The organism is Roseateles sp. NT4 (genome assembly GCF_051857475.1).
In the GTDB taxonomy this organism is placed as follows: Bacteria; Pseudomonadota; Gammaproteobacteria; order Burkholderiales; family Burkholderiaceae_C; genus Pelomonas.
The window spans coordinates 1,351,147-1,364,474 of sequence record NZ_JBPZGZ010000001.1 but is presented as its reverse complement, the minus strand read 5'-3'; the positions used below and the strand labels follow the sequence as shown (position 1 = coordinate 1,364,474).

At 67.6% G+C, this 13,328-nt stretch carries 16 protein-coding genes; 11 read left to right on the top strand and 5 right to left on the bottom strand.

Annotated features, from left to right (window positions below):
* Window positions 1-7: 7 nt before the first annotated feature.
* Window positions 8-832 (bottom strand): undecaprenyl-diphosphate phosphatase, encoded by an 825-nt coding sequence (locus tag ACS5PN_RS06310; protein WP_439463077.1) that lies wholly within the window; start codon window positions 830-832, stop codon window positions 8-10.
* Between the two features lie 122 nt (window positions 833-954).
* Between ACS5PN_RS06310 and ACS5PN_RS06305 the strand changes: the two genes are divergently transcribed.
* The 3 genes from ACS5PN_RS06305 (at window position 955) to ACS5PN_RS06295 (ending at window position 3,774) form a co-directional block, all read left to right on the top strand.
* Window positions 955-1,590, top strand: coding sequence for a TetR/AcrR family transcriptional regulator (locus ACS5PN_RS06305; RefSeq protein WP_439463076.1), 636 nt, complete (start codon window positions 955-957; stop codon window positions 1,588-1,590).
* A 47-nt stretch (window positions 1,591-1,637) separates the two neighbouring features.
* On the top strand, window positions 1,638-2,291 hold the full coding sequence (locus ACS5PN_RS06300) for a protein-L-isoaspartate O-methyltransferase family protein (RefSeq protein WP_439463075.1): 654 nt from the start codon (window positions 1,638-1,640) through the stop codon (window positions 2,289-2,291).
* Between the two features lie 136 nt (window positions 2,292-2,427).
* Window positions 2,428-3,774 (top strand): TolC family outer membrane protein, encoded by a 1,347-nt coding sequence (locus ACS5PN_RS06295; protein WP_439463074.1) that lies wholly within the window; start codon window positions 2,428-2,430, stop codon window positions 3,772-3,774.
* A gap of 18 nt (window positions 3,775-3,792) precedes the next feature.
* On the opposite strand, the gene ACS5PN_RS06290 is transcribed toward ACS5PN_RS06295, so the two are convergent.
* On the bottom strand, window positions 3,793-4,299 hold the full coding sequence (locus ACS5PN_RS06290) for an Lrp/AsnC family transcriptional regulator (RefSeq protein WP_439463073.1): 507 nt from the start codon (window positions 4,297-4,299) through the stop codon (window positions 3,793-3,795).
* Between the two features lie 108 nt (window positions 4,300-4,407).
* Here ACS5PN_RS06290 and yedA point away from each other — a divergent pair, with 108 nt between their 5' ends.
* Window positions 4,408-5,310 (top strand): drug/metabolite exporter YedA, encoded by a 903-nt coding sequence (yedA, locus tag ACS5PN_RS06285; protein ID WP_439463072.1) that lies wholly within the window; start codon window positions 4,408-4,410, stop codon window positions 5,308-5,310.
* On the opposite strand, the gene ACS5PN_RS06280 is transcribed toward yedA, so the two are convergent.
* Window positions 5,307-6,095: an MBL fold metallo-hydrolase gene (locus ACS5PN_RS06280; RefSeq protein WP_439463071.1), complete on the bottom strand. Its 789-nt coding sequence runs from the start codon at window positions 6,093-6,095 to the stop codon at window positions 5,307-5,309. The two genes, yedA and ACS5PN_RS06280, sit on opposite strands and share 4 nt — an antisense overlap.
* Window positions 6,096-6,131: 36 nt before the next feature.
* Here ACS5PN_RS06280 and ACS5PN_RS06275 point away from each other — a divergent pair, with 36 nt between their 5' ends.
* From ACS5PN_RS06275 to ACS5PN_RS06260, 4 genes are read left to right on the top strand one after another with little or no spacing between them, the layout of a single operon-like run.
* Window positions 6,132-6,560, top strand: coding sequence for a YeeE/YedE family protein (locus ACS5PN_RS06275; protein ID WP_439463070.1), 429 nt, complete (start codon window positions 6,132-6,134; stop codon window positions 6,558-6,560).
* On the top strand, window positions 6,557-6,955 hold the full coding sequence (locus ACS5PN_RS06270) for a DUF6691 family protein (protein WP_439463069.1): 399 nt from the start codon (window positions 6,557-6,559) through the stop codon (window positions 6,953-6,955). Before ACS5PN_RS06275 ends, ACS5PN_RS06270 begins: the two co-directional genes overlap by 4 nt.
* 16 nt (window positions 6,956-6,971) lie before the next feature.
* Window positions 6,972-7,751: a peroxide stress protein YaaA gene (gene yaaA / locus ACS5PN_RS06265; RefSeq protein WP_439463068.1), complete on the top strand. Its 780-nt coding sequence runs from the start codon at window positions 6,972-6,974 to the stop codon at window positions 7,749-7,751.
* A complete protein-coding gene (locus ACS5PN_RS06260) occupies window positions 7,748-8,590 on the top strand; it encodes a 2OG-Fe(II) oxygenase (RefSeq protein ID WP_439463067.1) in 843 nt (280 codons plus the stop codon). The genes yaaA and ACS5PN_RS06260 overlap by 4 nt, the downstream gene beginning before the upstream one ends.
* On the opposite strand, the gene ACS5PN_RS06255 is transcribed toward ACS5PN_RS06260, so the two are convergent.
* Window positions 8,583-9,506: a DUF3667 domain-containing protein gene (locus ACS5PN_RS06255; RefSeq protein WP_439463066.1), complete on the bottom strand. Its 924-nt coding sequence runs from the start codon at window positions 9,504-9,506 to the stop codon at window positions 8,583-8,585. The two genes, ACS5PN_RS06260 and ACS5PN_RS06255, sit on opposite strands and share 8 nt — an antisense overlap.
* Complete coding sequence (locus ACS5PN_RS06250) at window positions 9,503-10,057, bottom strand: LuxR C-terminal-related transcriptional regulator (protein WP_439463065.1); 555 nt, start codon at window positions 10,055-10,057, stop codon at window positions 9,503-9,505. Before ACS5PN_RS06250 ends, ACS5PN_RS06255 begins: the two co-directional genes overlap by 4 nt.
* A gap of 81 nt (window positions 10,058-10,138) precedes the next feature.
* Here ACS5PN_RS06250 and ACS5PN_RS06245 point away from each other — a divergent pair, with 81 nt between their 5' ends.
* The 3 genes from ACS5PN_RS06245 to ACS5PN_RS06235 all read left to right on the top strand — a co-directional run bounded on the left by ACS5PN_RS06245 (window position 10,139) and on the right by ACS5PN_RS06235 (window position 13,324).
* Window positions 10,139-10,846, top strand: coding sequence for a CoA transferase subunit A (locus ACS5PN_RS06245; protein ID WP_439463064.1), 708 nt, complete (start codon window positions 10,139-10,141; stop codon window positions 10,844-10,846).
* 1 nt (window position 10,847) lies between these two features.
* A complete protein-coding gene (locus ACS5PN_RS06240) occupies window positions 10,848-11,486 on the top strand; it encodes a 3-oxoacid CoA-transferase subunit B (RefSeq protein ID WP_439463063.1) in 639 nt (212 codons plus the stop codon).
* Window positions 11,487-11,590: 104 nt separating this feature from the next.
* A complete protein-coding gene (locus ACS5PN_RS06235; protein WP_439463062.1) occupies window positions 11,591-13,324 on the top strand; it encodes a DUF1800 domain-containing protein in 1,734 nt (577 codons plus the stop codon).
* Window positions 13,325-13,328: the final 4 nt, after the last annotated feature.

Below are 13,328 nucleotides of genomic sequence, written 5' to 3'. Positions count from 1 at the left end.
GCGATTATCAATCCGCCCAGATGACCGTACCGGTGACCCAGGTCGCCAGCACGACGATGCCAAACGCGATGCGATACCAGGCGAAGGGCACGAAGGTGTGGCTGGACACATAGCGCAGCAGCCAGCGCACGCAGGCCCAGGCGGCCAGGAAGCTGACGATGAAGCCGACGGCGAACATCGGGAAGTCGGCCATGGACAGCGCGTGGCGCTCCTTCCACAGGCTGTAGCCGCCGGCCGAGATCAGCGTCGGGATGGCCAGGAAGAAGGAGAAGTCGGTCGCCGCCTTGCGCGACAGACCTAGCAGCATGCCGCCGATGATGGTGGCGCCCGAGCGGCTGGTGCCGGGGATCATGCCCAGGCATTGCACCAGGCCGACCTTGAGGGCGTCCAGCGGCGTCATGTCGTCCACCGTCTGCACGCGGGCGACGGGTTGGGCGCGCTTCTCGACCCACAGGATGATCAGCGCGCCGACGATGAAGGCGCCGGCGACGACGGGCGCGTTGAAGAGATGGGCCTTGATGGCCTTGTAGACCGTCAGGCCGACGACGCCGGCCGGGATGAAGCCGATGGCGATGTTGGCCACGAAACGCTGCTGCTTGGCGCTGCTGGTGATGCCGGCCAGGGCCTCGCGGATGCGCGCCCAGTAGACGATGAGGACGGCCAGGATGGCGCCGCTCTGGATGGCGATGTCGAAGACCTTGGACTTGGCGTCCGTCATGCCGAGCAGGCTGCCGGTCAGGATCAGATGGCCTGTGGAGGAGACCGGCAGGAACTCGGTCAGGCCCTCGACGATGCCCATGATGGCGGCTTTGATCAGCAGGATGACATCCACGTAAACGGCTCCGGACAACAGCAAAAAGGCGGCGCAGTGTAGCCAGCCGCCCGGGCCTGTCCTTGCGGGCGGCTGGCCGGCGCGGCTACATTACTGACTCTCCGGTCATTAACCTAGCCGTCTTGGCCACTGCCACCCCCCGCCAACGCCGCAAGGACGCCCGCCCCCAGGAGCTGCTGGATGCCGCCCTGGCCCTCTTCGTCGAGAAGGGTTTTGCCGCCACGCGCAGCGAGGAGATTGCCGCGCGCGCCGGCGTGGCCAAGGGCACGCTGTACCGCTACTACCCGAGCAAGGACGAGCTCTTCAAGGCCATGGTGCGCGACAACCTGTCGGTGCACATCGCCGAATCGGCCGCCCAGGCTGCGCAATACGAAGGCTCCATCGCCGAGTTGCTGAGCCAGATGATGCAGGCCTGGTGGGCCAAGGTCGGCCATGGCAATGCCGGTGTCGTCTGCAAGATCATGATGGTGGAGGCGCGCAACTTCCCCGAGCTGGCGCGCTTTTATGTGGACGAGGTCATCGCACCGTCGCAGAACCTGGTCGGAGGCCTCATCGAGCGGGGCATCCGCACGGGGGAGTTTCGGGCCGTGCCCATCGAGGCGACGGTCCATATGCTGATCGCGCCCATGCTGCACATGCTGCTGCACGAGCACTCTTTTGGCGAGGTCGACAGCTGCCACCCGACCATGACGGCTGAGGAGCTGCTGGATGCCCAGATGGCGCTGTTGCTGCACGGACTGCTGGTCAGCCCGGTCTGACCTCTAGAATTTTGCTTTTTGCTGTCGACCGCGCCCCGGAGAACAAGATGAACCTCGAACAAGTCCGCTTCAACATGATCGAGCAGCAGATCCGCCCCTGGGATGTGCTCGATCCCAGCGTGCTGGAGCTGCTGCGCGTCGTCCACCGCGAGGACTTCGTGCCCGAGGCCCACAAGGCCCAGGCTTTTGTCGACACCGAGCTGCCGCTGACGGCCACACGCCGGATGCTGGCACCCAAGGTCGAGGCCCGCCTGCTGCAGGAGCTGAAGGTGCAGCGCCACGAGAAGGTGCTGGAGATCGGCGCCGCCACGGGTCACCTGGCCGCGCTGCTGGGCCACAAGGCCCAGCGCGTCATTGCGCTGGAAGCCGACGCCGGCCTCGCTGCCGCCGCCACGGCCAATCTGAAGCGCGCCGGCGTGCTCAACGTCACCGTGCTGAACCAGGACGGCGCCGCGGGCCTGGCCGCCGAGGAGCCCTTCGACGTCATCCTGCTGTCGGGTTCGGTCGCCTCCGTGCCCCAGGCCCTGCTGAACCAGCTCAAGGTCGGCGGCCGCCTCGCGGCCATCGTCGGTGGCGAGCCCGTCATGCGTGCCGTGCTGGTCACCCGCACCGGCGCCGGCGACTTCCGCAGCGTGGAGATGTTCGACACGGTGGCCGGCCGCCTGCCGGGTTTTGCCGAGGCCTCGGCCTTCTCGTTCTGATCTCGATGCAGTCCGTCGCCATAAAACGCCGCTTGCCCCCGTTTGGGCGCAGGTCGTCACATGGCTTGTGTCATCGGCGGGGTTTGCCTCTATAAACCCGGCCGCGCTCACTACATTGCTCCAGTCAAGGAATCCCATGCCCTTCGTCACAGCCGCCCGCCTGACCCTGCAACCGCTGGCCGTCGCCGCCAGCCTCCTGCTCGCCGGCGTGGCCCAGGCCCAGAGCCTGCAGGAGCTCTATGACGCGGCCAGGGGCTATGACGCGACCTATCTGGCGACCCGCAACAGTGCCGATGCCGCCGCCGCCCGCGTCGCGCAGGCCGAGGCGCTGATCAAGCCGTCGCTGTATCTGTCGAGCTCGGGCACCTACGCGCGCACCGATCCGCCGTCGATGAGCGCCTACAACACCCGCACGCTGCAGGCCGGCCTGTCGGGCAAGTATTCGGTCTACAACGCCAGCAACATCCCGACCATCGACAAGGCTCGCCGCGCCTACGCGCTGGCCCAGGCTGACCTGGATGCACAGGAGCAGGACCTCATCATCCGTCTGGCCACGGCCTATTTCGATGTGCTGGCCGCCAAGGACACGCTGACGACCTCGCGCGCCAACAAGGCCGCCATCTCCGAGCAACTGGCCTCGGCCAAGCGCAATTTCGAAGTCGGCACCGCCACCATCACCGACACCCGTGAAGCCCAGGCCCGCTACGACCTGGCCGTGGCCCAGGAACTGGCCGCCGACAACGATCTGCGCGTCAAGCGCGTGACGCTGGACCAGTTCGTCGGCCGGGTCGGCGTCGAGCCCAAGAGCCTGGCCGTGCCGGTCGCCCTGCCGGCCCTGCCCAGCGACAACGTCGACACCTGGGTGGCCACGGCCGATGACCAGCATCCCGGCGTGCGCCGCGCCCGCCTGGGTCTGGAAATGGCCCAGCTCGACACGCAGATCGCTCGCGCGGGCGACAAGCCGACGCTGGACGCCAACGCGACGCTGGGGGGCCAGAACACCCACACCAGCCCCGCCATCATTGCGGCGCAGCAGGGCACCGCCGGCACGGGCAAGAGCGCAAGCGTCGGCCTGACGCTGACATACCCGATCTACACCGGCGGCCTGACGCAGAACCGCATCAAGGAAACCCTGGTGCTGGAAGACAAGGCCCGCAACGACCTCGACTTCGCGCGCCGCAGCGTGGCCGAGGGCACACGCCGCGCCTTCTTCGGCGTGCAGTCGCTGAAGGCCCAGGTGGCCGCCTACGAGGCCGCCGAGTCGTCCACCAAGCTGGCCCTGGAAGCGACCCAACTCGGCTACAAGGTCGGTGTGCGCGTCAACCTGGACGTGCTGAACGCCCAGACCCAGCTGTTCACGACCCAGCGCGACCTGGCCAAGGCCCGCTACGACGTCGTCGTCAACAGCCTCAAGCTGCGCCAGGCTTCGGGCCAGCTGCGCCCCGAGGACGTGGCCGCGGCCAACGTGCTGCTGGCCAAGTAAGCGGCCCTGCGCCGGCGATCAAGCCCTGCCTTGGCGGGGCTTTTTCTTTTCTGGCTCCGCGCCTGCGGGCTCGGCATCGGCGGTTGGCAGCGGCTTTATCGGTGCGTGCTCGCGCACCGCATTCAGGATGATGGCGGTCGACGTCGGCACCTGCTGGCAGAAGCGCGACAAGGTCGCCCGCAGATGCGCCACATCGCGCACGGCAATCTCCAGGATCCAGCTGTCCTCGCCGGTCACGCCATAGGCCGTGACGACCTCGGGGCTGGCCTCCAGCGCCCGCATCAGCAGGTCTTCGTCGAGATTGCCGATGCGGATGATGGAGCGGATGCCGTAGCCCAGCTTGCTGGCATCGACGACAGCGCGGTAGCCGCGGATGACGCCGCCGTCCTCCAGCTTTCGCACCCGCTCCGTGACGGCGGGCTGGCTCAGGTGCACGCGCCGACCCAGCTCCGCCATCGTCAAGCGGGCGTCGGCCTGCAGTTCGGCCAGGATGCGATGGTCATGCTGATCCAGCTCGATGGCCATGAAAGTCTCCGAAATGTGGCGTCAAGTTCTTCAATCCTAAGGTCATCTCCACGTTGAACCTTCAAGTGCCCATGTTGCGAAAAGGCCGGAATTCCTACGATGCCGGCCATGAACACGACGACGCTGCCGCTGAAGACCGGCTCAGGCCTGAGCCCGAAACTGATGCTTTGCCTGGCCGCCACCTGGCTGGTCTGGGGCTCGACCTATCTGGCCATCAAGGTCGCGCTGATCAGCCTGCCGCCCTTCATCCAGATGGGCAGCCGCTTCCTGGTCGCCGGCGCCTTGCTGGCGGTCTGGATGCGCTGGCGCGGCGCGCCCTGGCCCAGCCGGCGGCAATGGCTGCACGCCCTGGCCATCGGCGGCCTGATGCTGGGCGGTGGCATGGGCGGCACGGCGACGGCCGAGCAGACCGTGGGCTCGGGCCTCGTCGTCGCCTTCATCGCCGTCATGCCACTGATGATTGCTGGCCTGAACCTGCTGTGGGGTGAGAAGCCGTCCCGTCTGGAGTCGCTGGGCATCGCCTTCGGGCTTGTGGGCGTGCTGCTCTTGACGCAAGGCCAGGGCTTCGGTGCCTCGCCCATGGGCCTGGTGGCCATCACGGTGGCCTGTGCCAGCTGGGCGGTCGGCAGCGTGCTGTCGCAGCGCGTGTGGCCGCTGGCGCCGGGCGCGATGGGCTTTGCGAGCGAGATGCTGGCCGGCGGCGCCGTGCTGATGGTGTTGAGTTTCCTGGGCGGCGAGACCCTGCCCGATCACATCGAGCCGCGGGCCCTGTGGGCCTGGGCCTATCTTGTCGTCTTCGGTTCGCTGATCGCCTTCAACGCCTACATGGTGCTGCTGGCCGAGGCGTCGGCAGGGCTGGCGTCCAGCTATTCCTTCGTGAATCCCGTCATCGCCATGCTGCTCGGCGTGGCGCTGGCCGGTGAGCAGATCAGCGGCCACGAGTGGCTGGCGGCGGGCATCGTGCTGCTGGGCGTGGTGCTGCTGCTGGTGGGCAAGGCGCGCAGCCGTTAACCCCCGCCGCGGATATTGGCCTGCAGCGAAGGGGCCATCAATCGCGGCGCAGCCAGGGTCTTGTCGCGCGCCTGGCGCATGGCGACGAACTCGGCCTCGCTGACCCCGTCGTGGGCATGGATGTTGGCGGCGCGCTGCTCGGCCACCGTCGTCTGCCAGCGCGGCTCGCGCCCGGGCGGGTAGTCGTGGCAGACGAAGAGGCGGGTCTCGGGCGGCAGGTCCAGCAGGCGGCGGATGGAACGGTAGAGCACGGTCGCGTCGCCACCGGGAAAGTCGGCGCGGGCGCTGCCGACATCGGGCATGAAGAGGGTGTCGCCGATGAAGACGGCGTCCTCGATCTGGAAGGCCAGGTCGGCCGGCGTGTGGCCCGGGGTGAGCAGGGCGGTCGCGTGCAGGCTGCCGATCTGGAAGGACTCACCGTCGCTCAGCAGGCGATCAAAGCCGTCGTTGTCGGACGGCCAACCCCGCAGGCGACCGAGCGTGGCCTGCACCTCGCGGATGTGCTCGCCGATGGCGATCAGCCCGCCCGCTTCGCGCTGCAGATGGCGCGCGGCCGACACATGGTCGGCATGCACATGGGTCTCGAGGATCCATTGCAGCGCCAGGCCTTGCTCGCGCAGATGGGCCAGCAGCAGGTCAGCGCTGGCCGTACCGGACTGGCCCGTGGCCAGGTCATGGTCCAGCACCGGATCGATGACAGCCGCCTGGCGCGTGGCGGGGTCGTGCACGACATAGCTGACCGTACCGGTGATGGGGTCGTGGAAGGCTTGGATGGCGACGGGCATTCGGGGTTGGGCGTGCCGGGATGCCATCATTTCTACATGAACCTGGACTGGAACGCTTTCACCCCCGGACCGGCGCTTGCCGGCGGACTGCTCATTGGCCTGGCCGCGGCTGTGTTTGTGCGCTTCTCTGGACGGATTGCAGGCATCAGCGGCATCGTGGGCGGGCTGCTGCGGTCTATGCCCGGGGACCGCGCCTGGCGGCTGGCCTTTCTGGCCGGGCTGCTGGTGGCGCCTTGGCTCTACGGGCTGTTGGCCGGGCCTGTGCAGCCGCGCATCGATGCCGGATGGGGCAGGCTGCTGCTGGCGGGGCTGCTGGTGGGCATCGGCACGCGCTACGGCGCGGGCTGCACCAGCGGGCATGGCGTCTGCGGCCTGTCGCGTTTGTCGCTGCGTTCGGCAGTCGCGACGGCCGTGTTCATGGCGGTCGGTTTCGCGACTGTCTACGTGCTGAGGCATCTGCTGTGAAGGCCGTGCTGATCGCCGCGCTGGCAGGCCTGCTGTTCGGCCTGGGCCTGGTCGTGTCGGGCATGGTGTTGCCGGCCAAGGTGCTGGGCTTCCTGGACCTGGCCGGTGCCTGGGATCCGTCGCTGGCCTTCGTCATGGCCGGCGCCATCGCCGTGGGCCTGCCGGCTTTTGCGTGGGCGCGCCGGGCCAAGCTGAAGCTGCCGGACTCGACCCGCATCGACCGCCGCCTTGTCGGGGGCAGCCTGTTGTTCGGCGCCGGCTGGGGCTTGGGCGGCCTGTGCCCGGGGCCGGCGCTGGTGGTGGCGGGCCTGGGTGACCTGAAGGCGCTGGTTTTCGTCGCGGCAATGCTGGTGGGCATGGCGATCTTCGAGGCCCTGGAACGACGCAAAGCCTGAGACAAAATCCGCGCCCATGCTGTTCCTGCTCTCGCCCGCCAAGTCCCTCGATTACGACACGCCGACGCCGGCCGAACTGGCGCCGGCCCTGACCCGTCCGCAATTCCTGGACGACACCGCCGCCCTCATCGAGCTGCTGCGCACCAAGACGGTCGACGACGTGCGCGAGCTGATGGACCTGTCCGAGCCCCTGGCCCAGCTCAATGTCGACCGCTACAAGGCCTGGCGGCCGCGCTTCACTGAGCACAACAGCAAGCCGGCCGTGCTGGCCTTCAATGGCGACGTCTACGACGGCTTGGACGCCAAGACGCTCTCCGGCGACGACATCGCCTGGGCCCAGGTCCATGTGCGCATGCTGTCGGGCCTGTACGGCATCCTGCGGCCGCTGGACCGCATGCAGGCCTACCGCCTGGAGATGGGCACCCGCCTGGCCGGCGAGCATGGCGCCAGCCTCTACGACTACTGGGGCGACCGCCTGGCCCTGCACCTGAACAAGCTGGCCAAGGCAGAGAAGGCGCCCGTCATCGTCAACCTGGCCTCCCAGGAATACTTCCGTGCCGCCGACCGCAAGGCGCTGAAGCCGCGCGTTATCGACTGCCAGTTCGAGGACTGGAAGAACGGCGAGTACAAGATCATCAGCTTCTTCGCCAAACGTGCGCGCGGGCTGATGGCGCGCTTCGCCATTCAGCAACGCCTTGAAACGCCTGAAGGGCTCAAAGCTTTCGACCTGGACGGTTATCGTCTGGCCCCCGACGTTTCTTCCCCCGACCGACTCGTCTTCCGCCGCAAGTCATGAGCCAACAAGTCATCACCCCCGAGCTGTGTGAGTGGATCACCGAACAGAGCCGCGCCGGCCATGCGTCAGAAAGCATCCTGGCGGCCATGCTGGGCAGTGGCTGGGACGAGACCGTCGCCCGCCAGGCCCTGGCCCGCACCCTGGGCCAGGTGGCCACGCTGACGCCGCCGCCCGGCGCGACGATCGGCCTGCCCGAGCCCGATCTGACGCGCTTTGCGCCCGTCATCGACGCCGGCGACCGCCAGGTCAAGGTCATGATGGCCCTGCGCCAGCCGCGCGTCATCGTCTTCGGCAGCCTGCTGTCGGATGAAGAGTGCGACGGCATCGTGGCCCTGGCGAGCAAGCGCCTGGCGCGCTCGGAGACCGTGGCGACCGGCAGCGAGGGCAGCGAGGTGAATGCTGCGCGCACCAGCGACGGCATGTTCTTCGAGCGCTGCGAGACCGATCTGATCCGCACCATCGAAGCCCGCCTGGCGACGCTGCTGCGCTGGCCGCTGGACCACGGCGAAGGCCTGCAGGTGCTGCGCTACCGCCCGGGCGCCGAGTACCAGCCGCACTACGACTATTTCGACCCCGGCCACGTCAGCACGCCCAACATCCTCAAGCGCGGCGGCCAGCGTGTCGCGACGCTGGTCATCTACCTGAACACGCCCACGGCCGGCGGCTCGACCATCTTCCCGGACATCGGCCTGGACGTCGCGCCGGTCAAGGGCAATGCGGTGTTCTTCAGCTACGACCGGCCCCACCCGTCCACGCAGACCCTGCACGGCGGCTCGCCGGTGCTGGAAGGCGAGAAATGGGTGGCCACCAAGTGGCTGCGTCAGGGCGTGTTCACTTGACCGGTGAGGTGATCGCGATGATCACGCCCATGAGCATCAAGCCGAACCCCAGCAGCAGGGTATAGCCAACACTCAGCAGCGTGCCGCGCCAGGCGGCGCCCCACCAGCCCAGGCCGTAGACCTGTCGCATCGCGATCAGGCCATGCGCGAACACGGCCAGCATCAGCGGCCCCGCGGACTGCGTGGCGAACCCGGCCAGCAGTGCAAGGAACCACAGGCTGTGGCTGTGCAGCGAGAACACGAAGTGCTCCGCATAGCGCCGGCCGCTGCCAGTGAACATCAGCAGCAGCAAGGCTGCGAACACCGGTTGCATCGCGAGCAGACCGTAAGGAGCCAGCGCCAGCAGCTTGGCGGACCATTGTTCGCGCGTCAGGTGCGTCGCGTGCTCGACCGACTTCAAGAGCCAGCGCTGCCAGGCCGTGCAGGTCTCGACCTCGGCCAGCTTGCAGCCGAGCACGCTCAGGTTCATCTGCTCGGCGGGCTTGCCAGCTGCCGAAGCGGCTTCTGCAGCGAGCTGCGCGGGCGTCATGCCCGGCTTCATGTGCACGCTTGCGGAGGATTTCCCCGGCGCGGCCGCCGGATCGGGTAGCGCGGGCAGCAATGCCCAGCCGACGAAGAACACGAAGCTCGCACTCAGATAGACCCGCAGCGGCAGCACATAGCGTTTGCGCGCACCGTGGAAATAGGCGTTGGTCAGGTGGCCGGGCAGGCAGACCAGCGCCCACAGCGTGCGCCACAGCGGGCCGTCGAAGGCGATGTAGTGGCCCAGGTACTCGGTGAACATCTCGCGCACCGAGGGCGGATGCAGATCGGTTTCCTGGCCGCAGTGGCCGCAGTAGACAGGCCTGGGCGTTGCCAGCGTGAAATGGCAATTGCGGCAATAGGGCAGCACGGGTTTGCCGTGGGAGTGGCTCATGCGGAAAGCAACTTGTTGATCAGTTCCGGCGTGCTGGACGCCGCGTATTTCTTCATCAGCCGGCCACGGTAGATGTCCACGGTGCGCGGGCTCACGCCCAGGCGCCGGCCGATGAGCTTGCTGGTCTGGCCCTCGACGAGCAGGGCGGCGATCTCGCGCTCACGCGGTGTCAGCTCTGCAGTGATCTGGCGGCGCGCCGACAGGTCTTCGAAGCTCCAGATGCCGCGGGCATGCGGGTCGGCCGGGTCCAGGGCGCGGCCGGTCACATGGCACCAGAACAGCTCGCTGCTTCCCAGGCGCCGCATGACACGGTCGTCGGCATAGTGGCCCTGGGCGTCCAGGCTCGCGACGATGCGCGCGCCGGTGCGTTCGAACTCGGCGGCACTCGGGTACATGACGGCAAAACTCTGGCCGATGAGCTGCTCGCGCGTGGTCGCGAACATCTGCAGCACGCGCTCGTTGCAATCGACGATCTGGCGCTGGGCCGACAGCACCAGGCCGATGGGGGCCAGCTGGAAGGCGCTGCGGTAGTCGAGGGCGGCGGGTTCCACTTAGGCGATCTTGCGTAATCGACGGCGAGAGGGGCGCGATAGTACCCTTGCGGTCGTTGCCAACCGCAGGAGACATTCGGCATGAACAAGGTGTACCCGAGCGCTGAAGAAGCGCTGCGTGGCGTCGTCAAGGACGGGCAGATGCTCGCAGTCGGCGGCTTCGGCCTGTGCGGCATCCCCGAGGCCCTGATCGCGGCCCTGCGCGACAGCGGCGTCAAGGACCTGACGGTCATCTCCAACAACGCCGGCGTCGACGGCTTCGGCCTGGGCCAGCTGCTGACCACGCGCCAGATCAGGAAGATGATCTCCAGCTACGTCGGCGAGAACAAGGAGTTCGAGCGCCAGTACCTGGCGGGCGAACTGGAGCTGGAATTCACGCCCCAGGGCACGTTGGCTGAAAAGCTGCGCGCCGGTGGTGCCGGCATCCCGGCCTTCTTCGTGCGCACCGGCGTCGGCACGTTGATCGCCGAAGGCAAGGAAGCCCGCGAGTTCGACGGCCAGACCTACATCCTCGAGAAGGCCCTGGTGCCCGACGTGTCCTTGGTCAAGGCCTACAAGGCCGACAAGAGCGGCAATCTCGTCTTCCGCCGCACCGCGCGCAACTTCAACCCGGCCGCGGCCATGGCCGGCCAGCTGACGGTCGTCGAGGTCGAGCACCTCGTCGAGACCGGGGAAATCGATCCGGACGACGTGCATCTGCCGGGCATCTATGTGCACCGTATCGTCGTCAACGCCAACCCCGAGAAGCGCATCGAGAAGATGACGCTGTCTCCCAAGAAGGAGGCTTGAAATGGCCTGGACCCAAGATCAAATGGCCGCGCGCGCGGCCCAGGAGCTGGAAGACGGCTTCTACGTCAACCTCGGCATCGGCATCCCGACCCTGGTGGCCAACCACGTGCCCGCCAGCAAGGAAGTCTGGCTGCAGAGCGAGAACGGCATGCTGGGCATTGGCCCCTTCCCGGCGGAAGACGAGGTCGACGCCGACCTCATCAACGCTGGCAAGCAGACCGTCACCACGCTGCCCGGCTCCAGCATCTTCGGCAGCCACGACAGCTTTTCGATGATCCGCGCCGGCAAGATCAACCTGAGCATCCTGGGCGCCATGCAGGTCAGCGGCCAGGGCGACCTGGCCAACTGGATGATCCCGGGCAAGATGGTCAAGGGCATGGGCGGCGCCATGGACCTGGTGGCCGGCGTCAAGCGCGTCATCGTGTTGATGGAGCACGTGGCCAAGAAGAAGGACGGCACCGAGGACCTCAAGATCATCCCCAGCTGCACGCTGCCGCTGACGGGCGTGGGCGTCGTCGACCGCATCATCACCGACCTGGGCGTCTTCGACGTCGTGCCCGAGGGCATCAAGCTGGTCGAGCTGGCCGAAGGTGTCACGCGTGAACAAGCGCAAAGCAAGACCGGGGTTCCGTTGCTGTGAGGTAAATCAGGCCTCGTCCCCCCAGTTCATGGGCCTCGAAGGGTCGGCGCAAGCCGGCCCTTTTTCGTTGCGCGAGCATCATCCACACAACGAGCGAGGACCCCATGCGCGCACCGCCGACGCCTGAAGTCGAGACCATCGCCACCCCCGCACCCGAGACCAGTGCGAACCTCAACTCCGGCTTCGCGGCCGCCGCTGCGGCAGCCGCCCTGCTGGCCGCCTGCGGCGGTGGGGGAGGGGATGGCGGTGCCCCGACGCCGTCGCCTTCCCCACCACCTCCGCCTCCGCCCCCGCCACCTCCTCCGCCACCGCCGCCGCCGGGCATCACCGATGCCGAAGCCGCGCGCTTCCTGGCCCAGGCCGGCTTCTCGGCCAGCACGGCCGACATCGCCACGGTCAAGGCCAATGGCTATGCCGCCTGGCTGGACGCGCAGTTCGCGCTGCCGGTGACCGACAGCCACTTCGACTGGATGGTGGCCAGCGGCTACGCCATCGTCGATCACCGCAACGACTTCGGTGGTGCCGACAACACGCTGTGGCGCAAGCTGATGTCGGCACCCGACTCGCTGCGCCAGCGCGTCGTGCTTGCCCTGAGCGAGATCTTCGTCATCTCCATGAGCGGCCTGCCCATGCCCTGGCGGGGCTTTGCCATCGCCTGCTACATGGACATGCTGGAGCAGCGCTGCTTTGGCAGCTACCGCGACCTGCTGAATGCGGTCACGCTGTCCAACGGCATGGGCGTCTACCTGGCCATGCGCGGCAACCTGAAAGAGGACCCCAACACGGGCCGCGTGCCTGACGAGAACTACGCCCGCGAGGTCATGCAGCTGTTCAGCATCGGCCTCTACCAGCTCAACGCGGACGGCTCGCTGAAGCTCGACGGCAGCGGCAAGCCCATCGAGACCTACAGCCAGACCAACATCACCGACCTGGCGCGCGTCTTCACGGGCTGGGATTTCGACAGCTACAGCGGCAGCGACCCGGCCTTCATGAAGAAGCCCATGGTCAACATCGCCTCGCGCTTCTCGACCGGGGCCAAGAAGGTGCTGGACGTCGACATCCCGGCCTCGGCCGACGGCCCGGCGGCGCTGAAGATCGCGCTGGACACCTTGGCGAATCATCCGAACGTCGGCCCCTTCATCAGCCGGCAACTCATCCAGCGCCTTGTCGCCTCCAATCCCAGCGCTGCCTATGTCGGCCGCATCGCGGCGGTCTGGGCCAACAACGGCGCCGGCGTGCGCGGTGACCTGAAGGCCGTCCTCAAGGCCATCCTGCTCGATACCGAGGCACGCACAGTCTCCAGCGATCCGGGCGCGGGCAAGCTGCGCGAGCCGCTGCTGCGCTTCATCCAGTGGGGGCGCTCCTTCGGCGTGACCTCGCCGAACGGCCTCTGGAACATCGGCAATACCAGCGACTCCGGCGCCCGCCTGGGCCAAAGCCCGATGCGCAGCCCCTCGGTCTTCAACTTCTTCCGCCCGGGCTATGTGCCGCCCAACTCCCAGCTGGGCACGAATGACGTCACCGCGCCCGAGTTCCAGCTCTGCAACGAAAGCACCGTAGCCGGCTATCTGAACTACATGCAGAAGGCCATCGCCGACGGTGTGGGCGATGTGAAGCCCGGCTACACGGCCGAGCTTGCGCTGGCCGGCGATGCGCCGGGTCTGGTTGCCAGCCTGGCCACGCGCCTCGGCGGCGGGGCCATCTCGACGACGACGCAGACCACCATCGCGACGGCCGTGGCCAGCATTTCCGCCGGCAGCGACGCCGGCAAGCTCAACCGTGTGCAGGCTGCCATCCTGATGCTGATGGCCTGCCCCGAATATCAAATCCAGAAGTAAGGGG

Excerpts from the sequence above, each read along its gene's own strand:
- yaaA (WP_439463068.1), top strand. The coding sequence starts at position 6,972 with ATGCTGTTCCTGCTCTCGCCCGCCAAGTCCCTCGATTACGACACGCCG.
- ACS5PN_RS06295 (WP_439463074.1), top strand. The coding sequence starts at position 2,428 with ATGCCCTTCGTCACAGCCGCCCGCCTGACCCTGCAACCGCTGGCCGTC.
- ACS5PN_RS06245 (WP_439463064.1), top strand. The coding sequence starts at position 10,139 with ATGAACAAGGTGTACCCGAGCGCTGAAGAAGCGCTGCGTGGCGTCGTC.
- ACS5PN_RS06260 (WP_439463067.1), top strand. The coding sequence starts at position 7,748 with ATGAGCCAACAAGTCATCACCCCCGAGCTGTGTGAGTGGATCACCGAA.
- ACS5PN_RS06255 (WP_439463066.1), bottom strand. The coding sequence starts at position 9,506 with ATGAGCCACTCCCACGGCAAACCCGTGCTGCCCTATTGCCGCAATTGC.
- ACS5PN_RS06280 (WP_439463071.1), bottom strand. The coding sequence starts at position 6,095 with ATGCCCGTCGCCATCCAAGCCTTCCACGACCCCATCACCGGTACGGTC.
- ACS5PN_RS06275 (WP_439463070.1), top strand. The coding sequence starts at position 6,132 with ATGAACCTGGACTGGAACGCTTTCACCCCCGGACCGGCGCTTGCCGGC.
- yedA (WP_439463072.1), top strand. The coding sequence starts at position 4,408 with ATGAACACGACGACGCTGCCGCTGAAGACCGGCTCAGGCCTGAGCCCG.
- ACS5PN_RS06235 (WP_439463062.1), top strand. The coding sequence starts at position 11,591 with ATGCGCGCACCGCCGACGCCTGAAGTCGAGACCATCGCCACCCCCGCA.
- ACS5PN_RS06290 (WP_439463073.1), bottom strand. The coding sequence starts at position 4,299 with ATGGCCATCGAGCTGGATCAGCATGACCATCGCATCCTGGCCGAACTG.
- ACS5PN_RS06240 (WP_439463063.1), top strand. The coding sequence starts at position 10,848 with ATGGCCTGGACCCAAGATCAAATGGCCGCGCGCGCGGCCCAGGAGCTG.
- ACS5PN_RS06300 (WP_439463075.1), top strand. The coding sequence starts at position 1,638 with ATGAACCTCGAACAAGTCCGCTTCAACATGATCGAGCAGCAGATCCGC.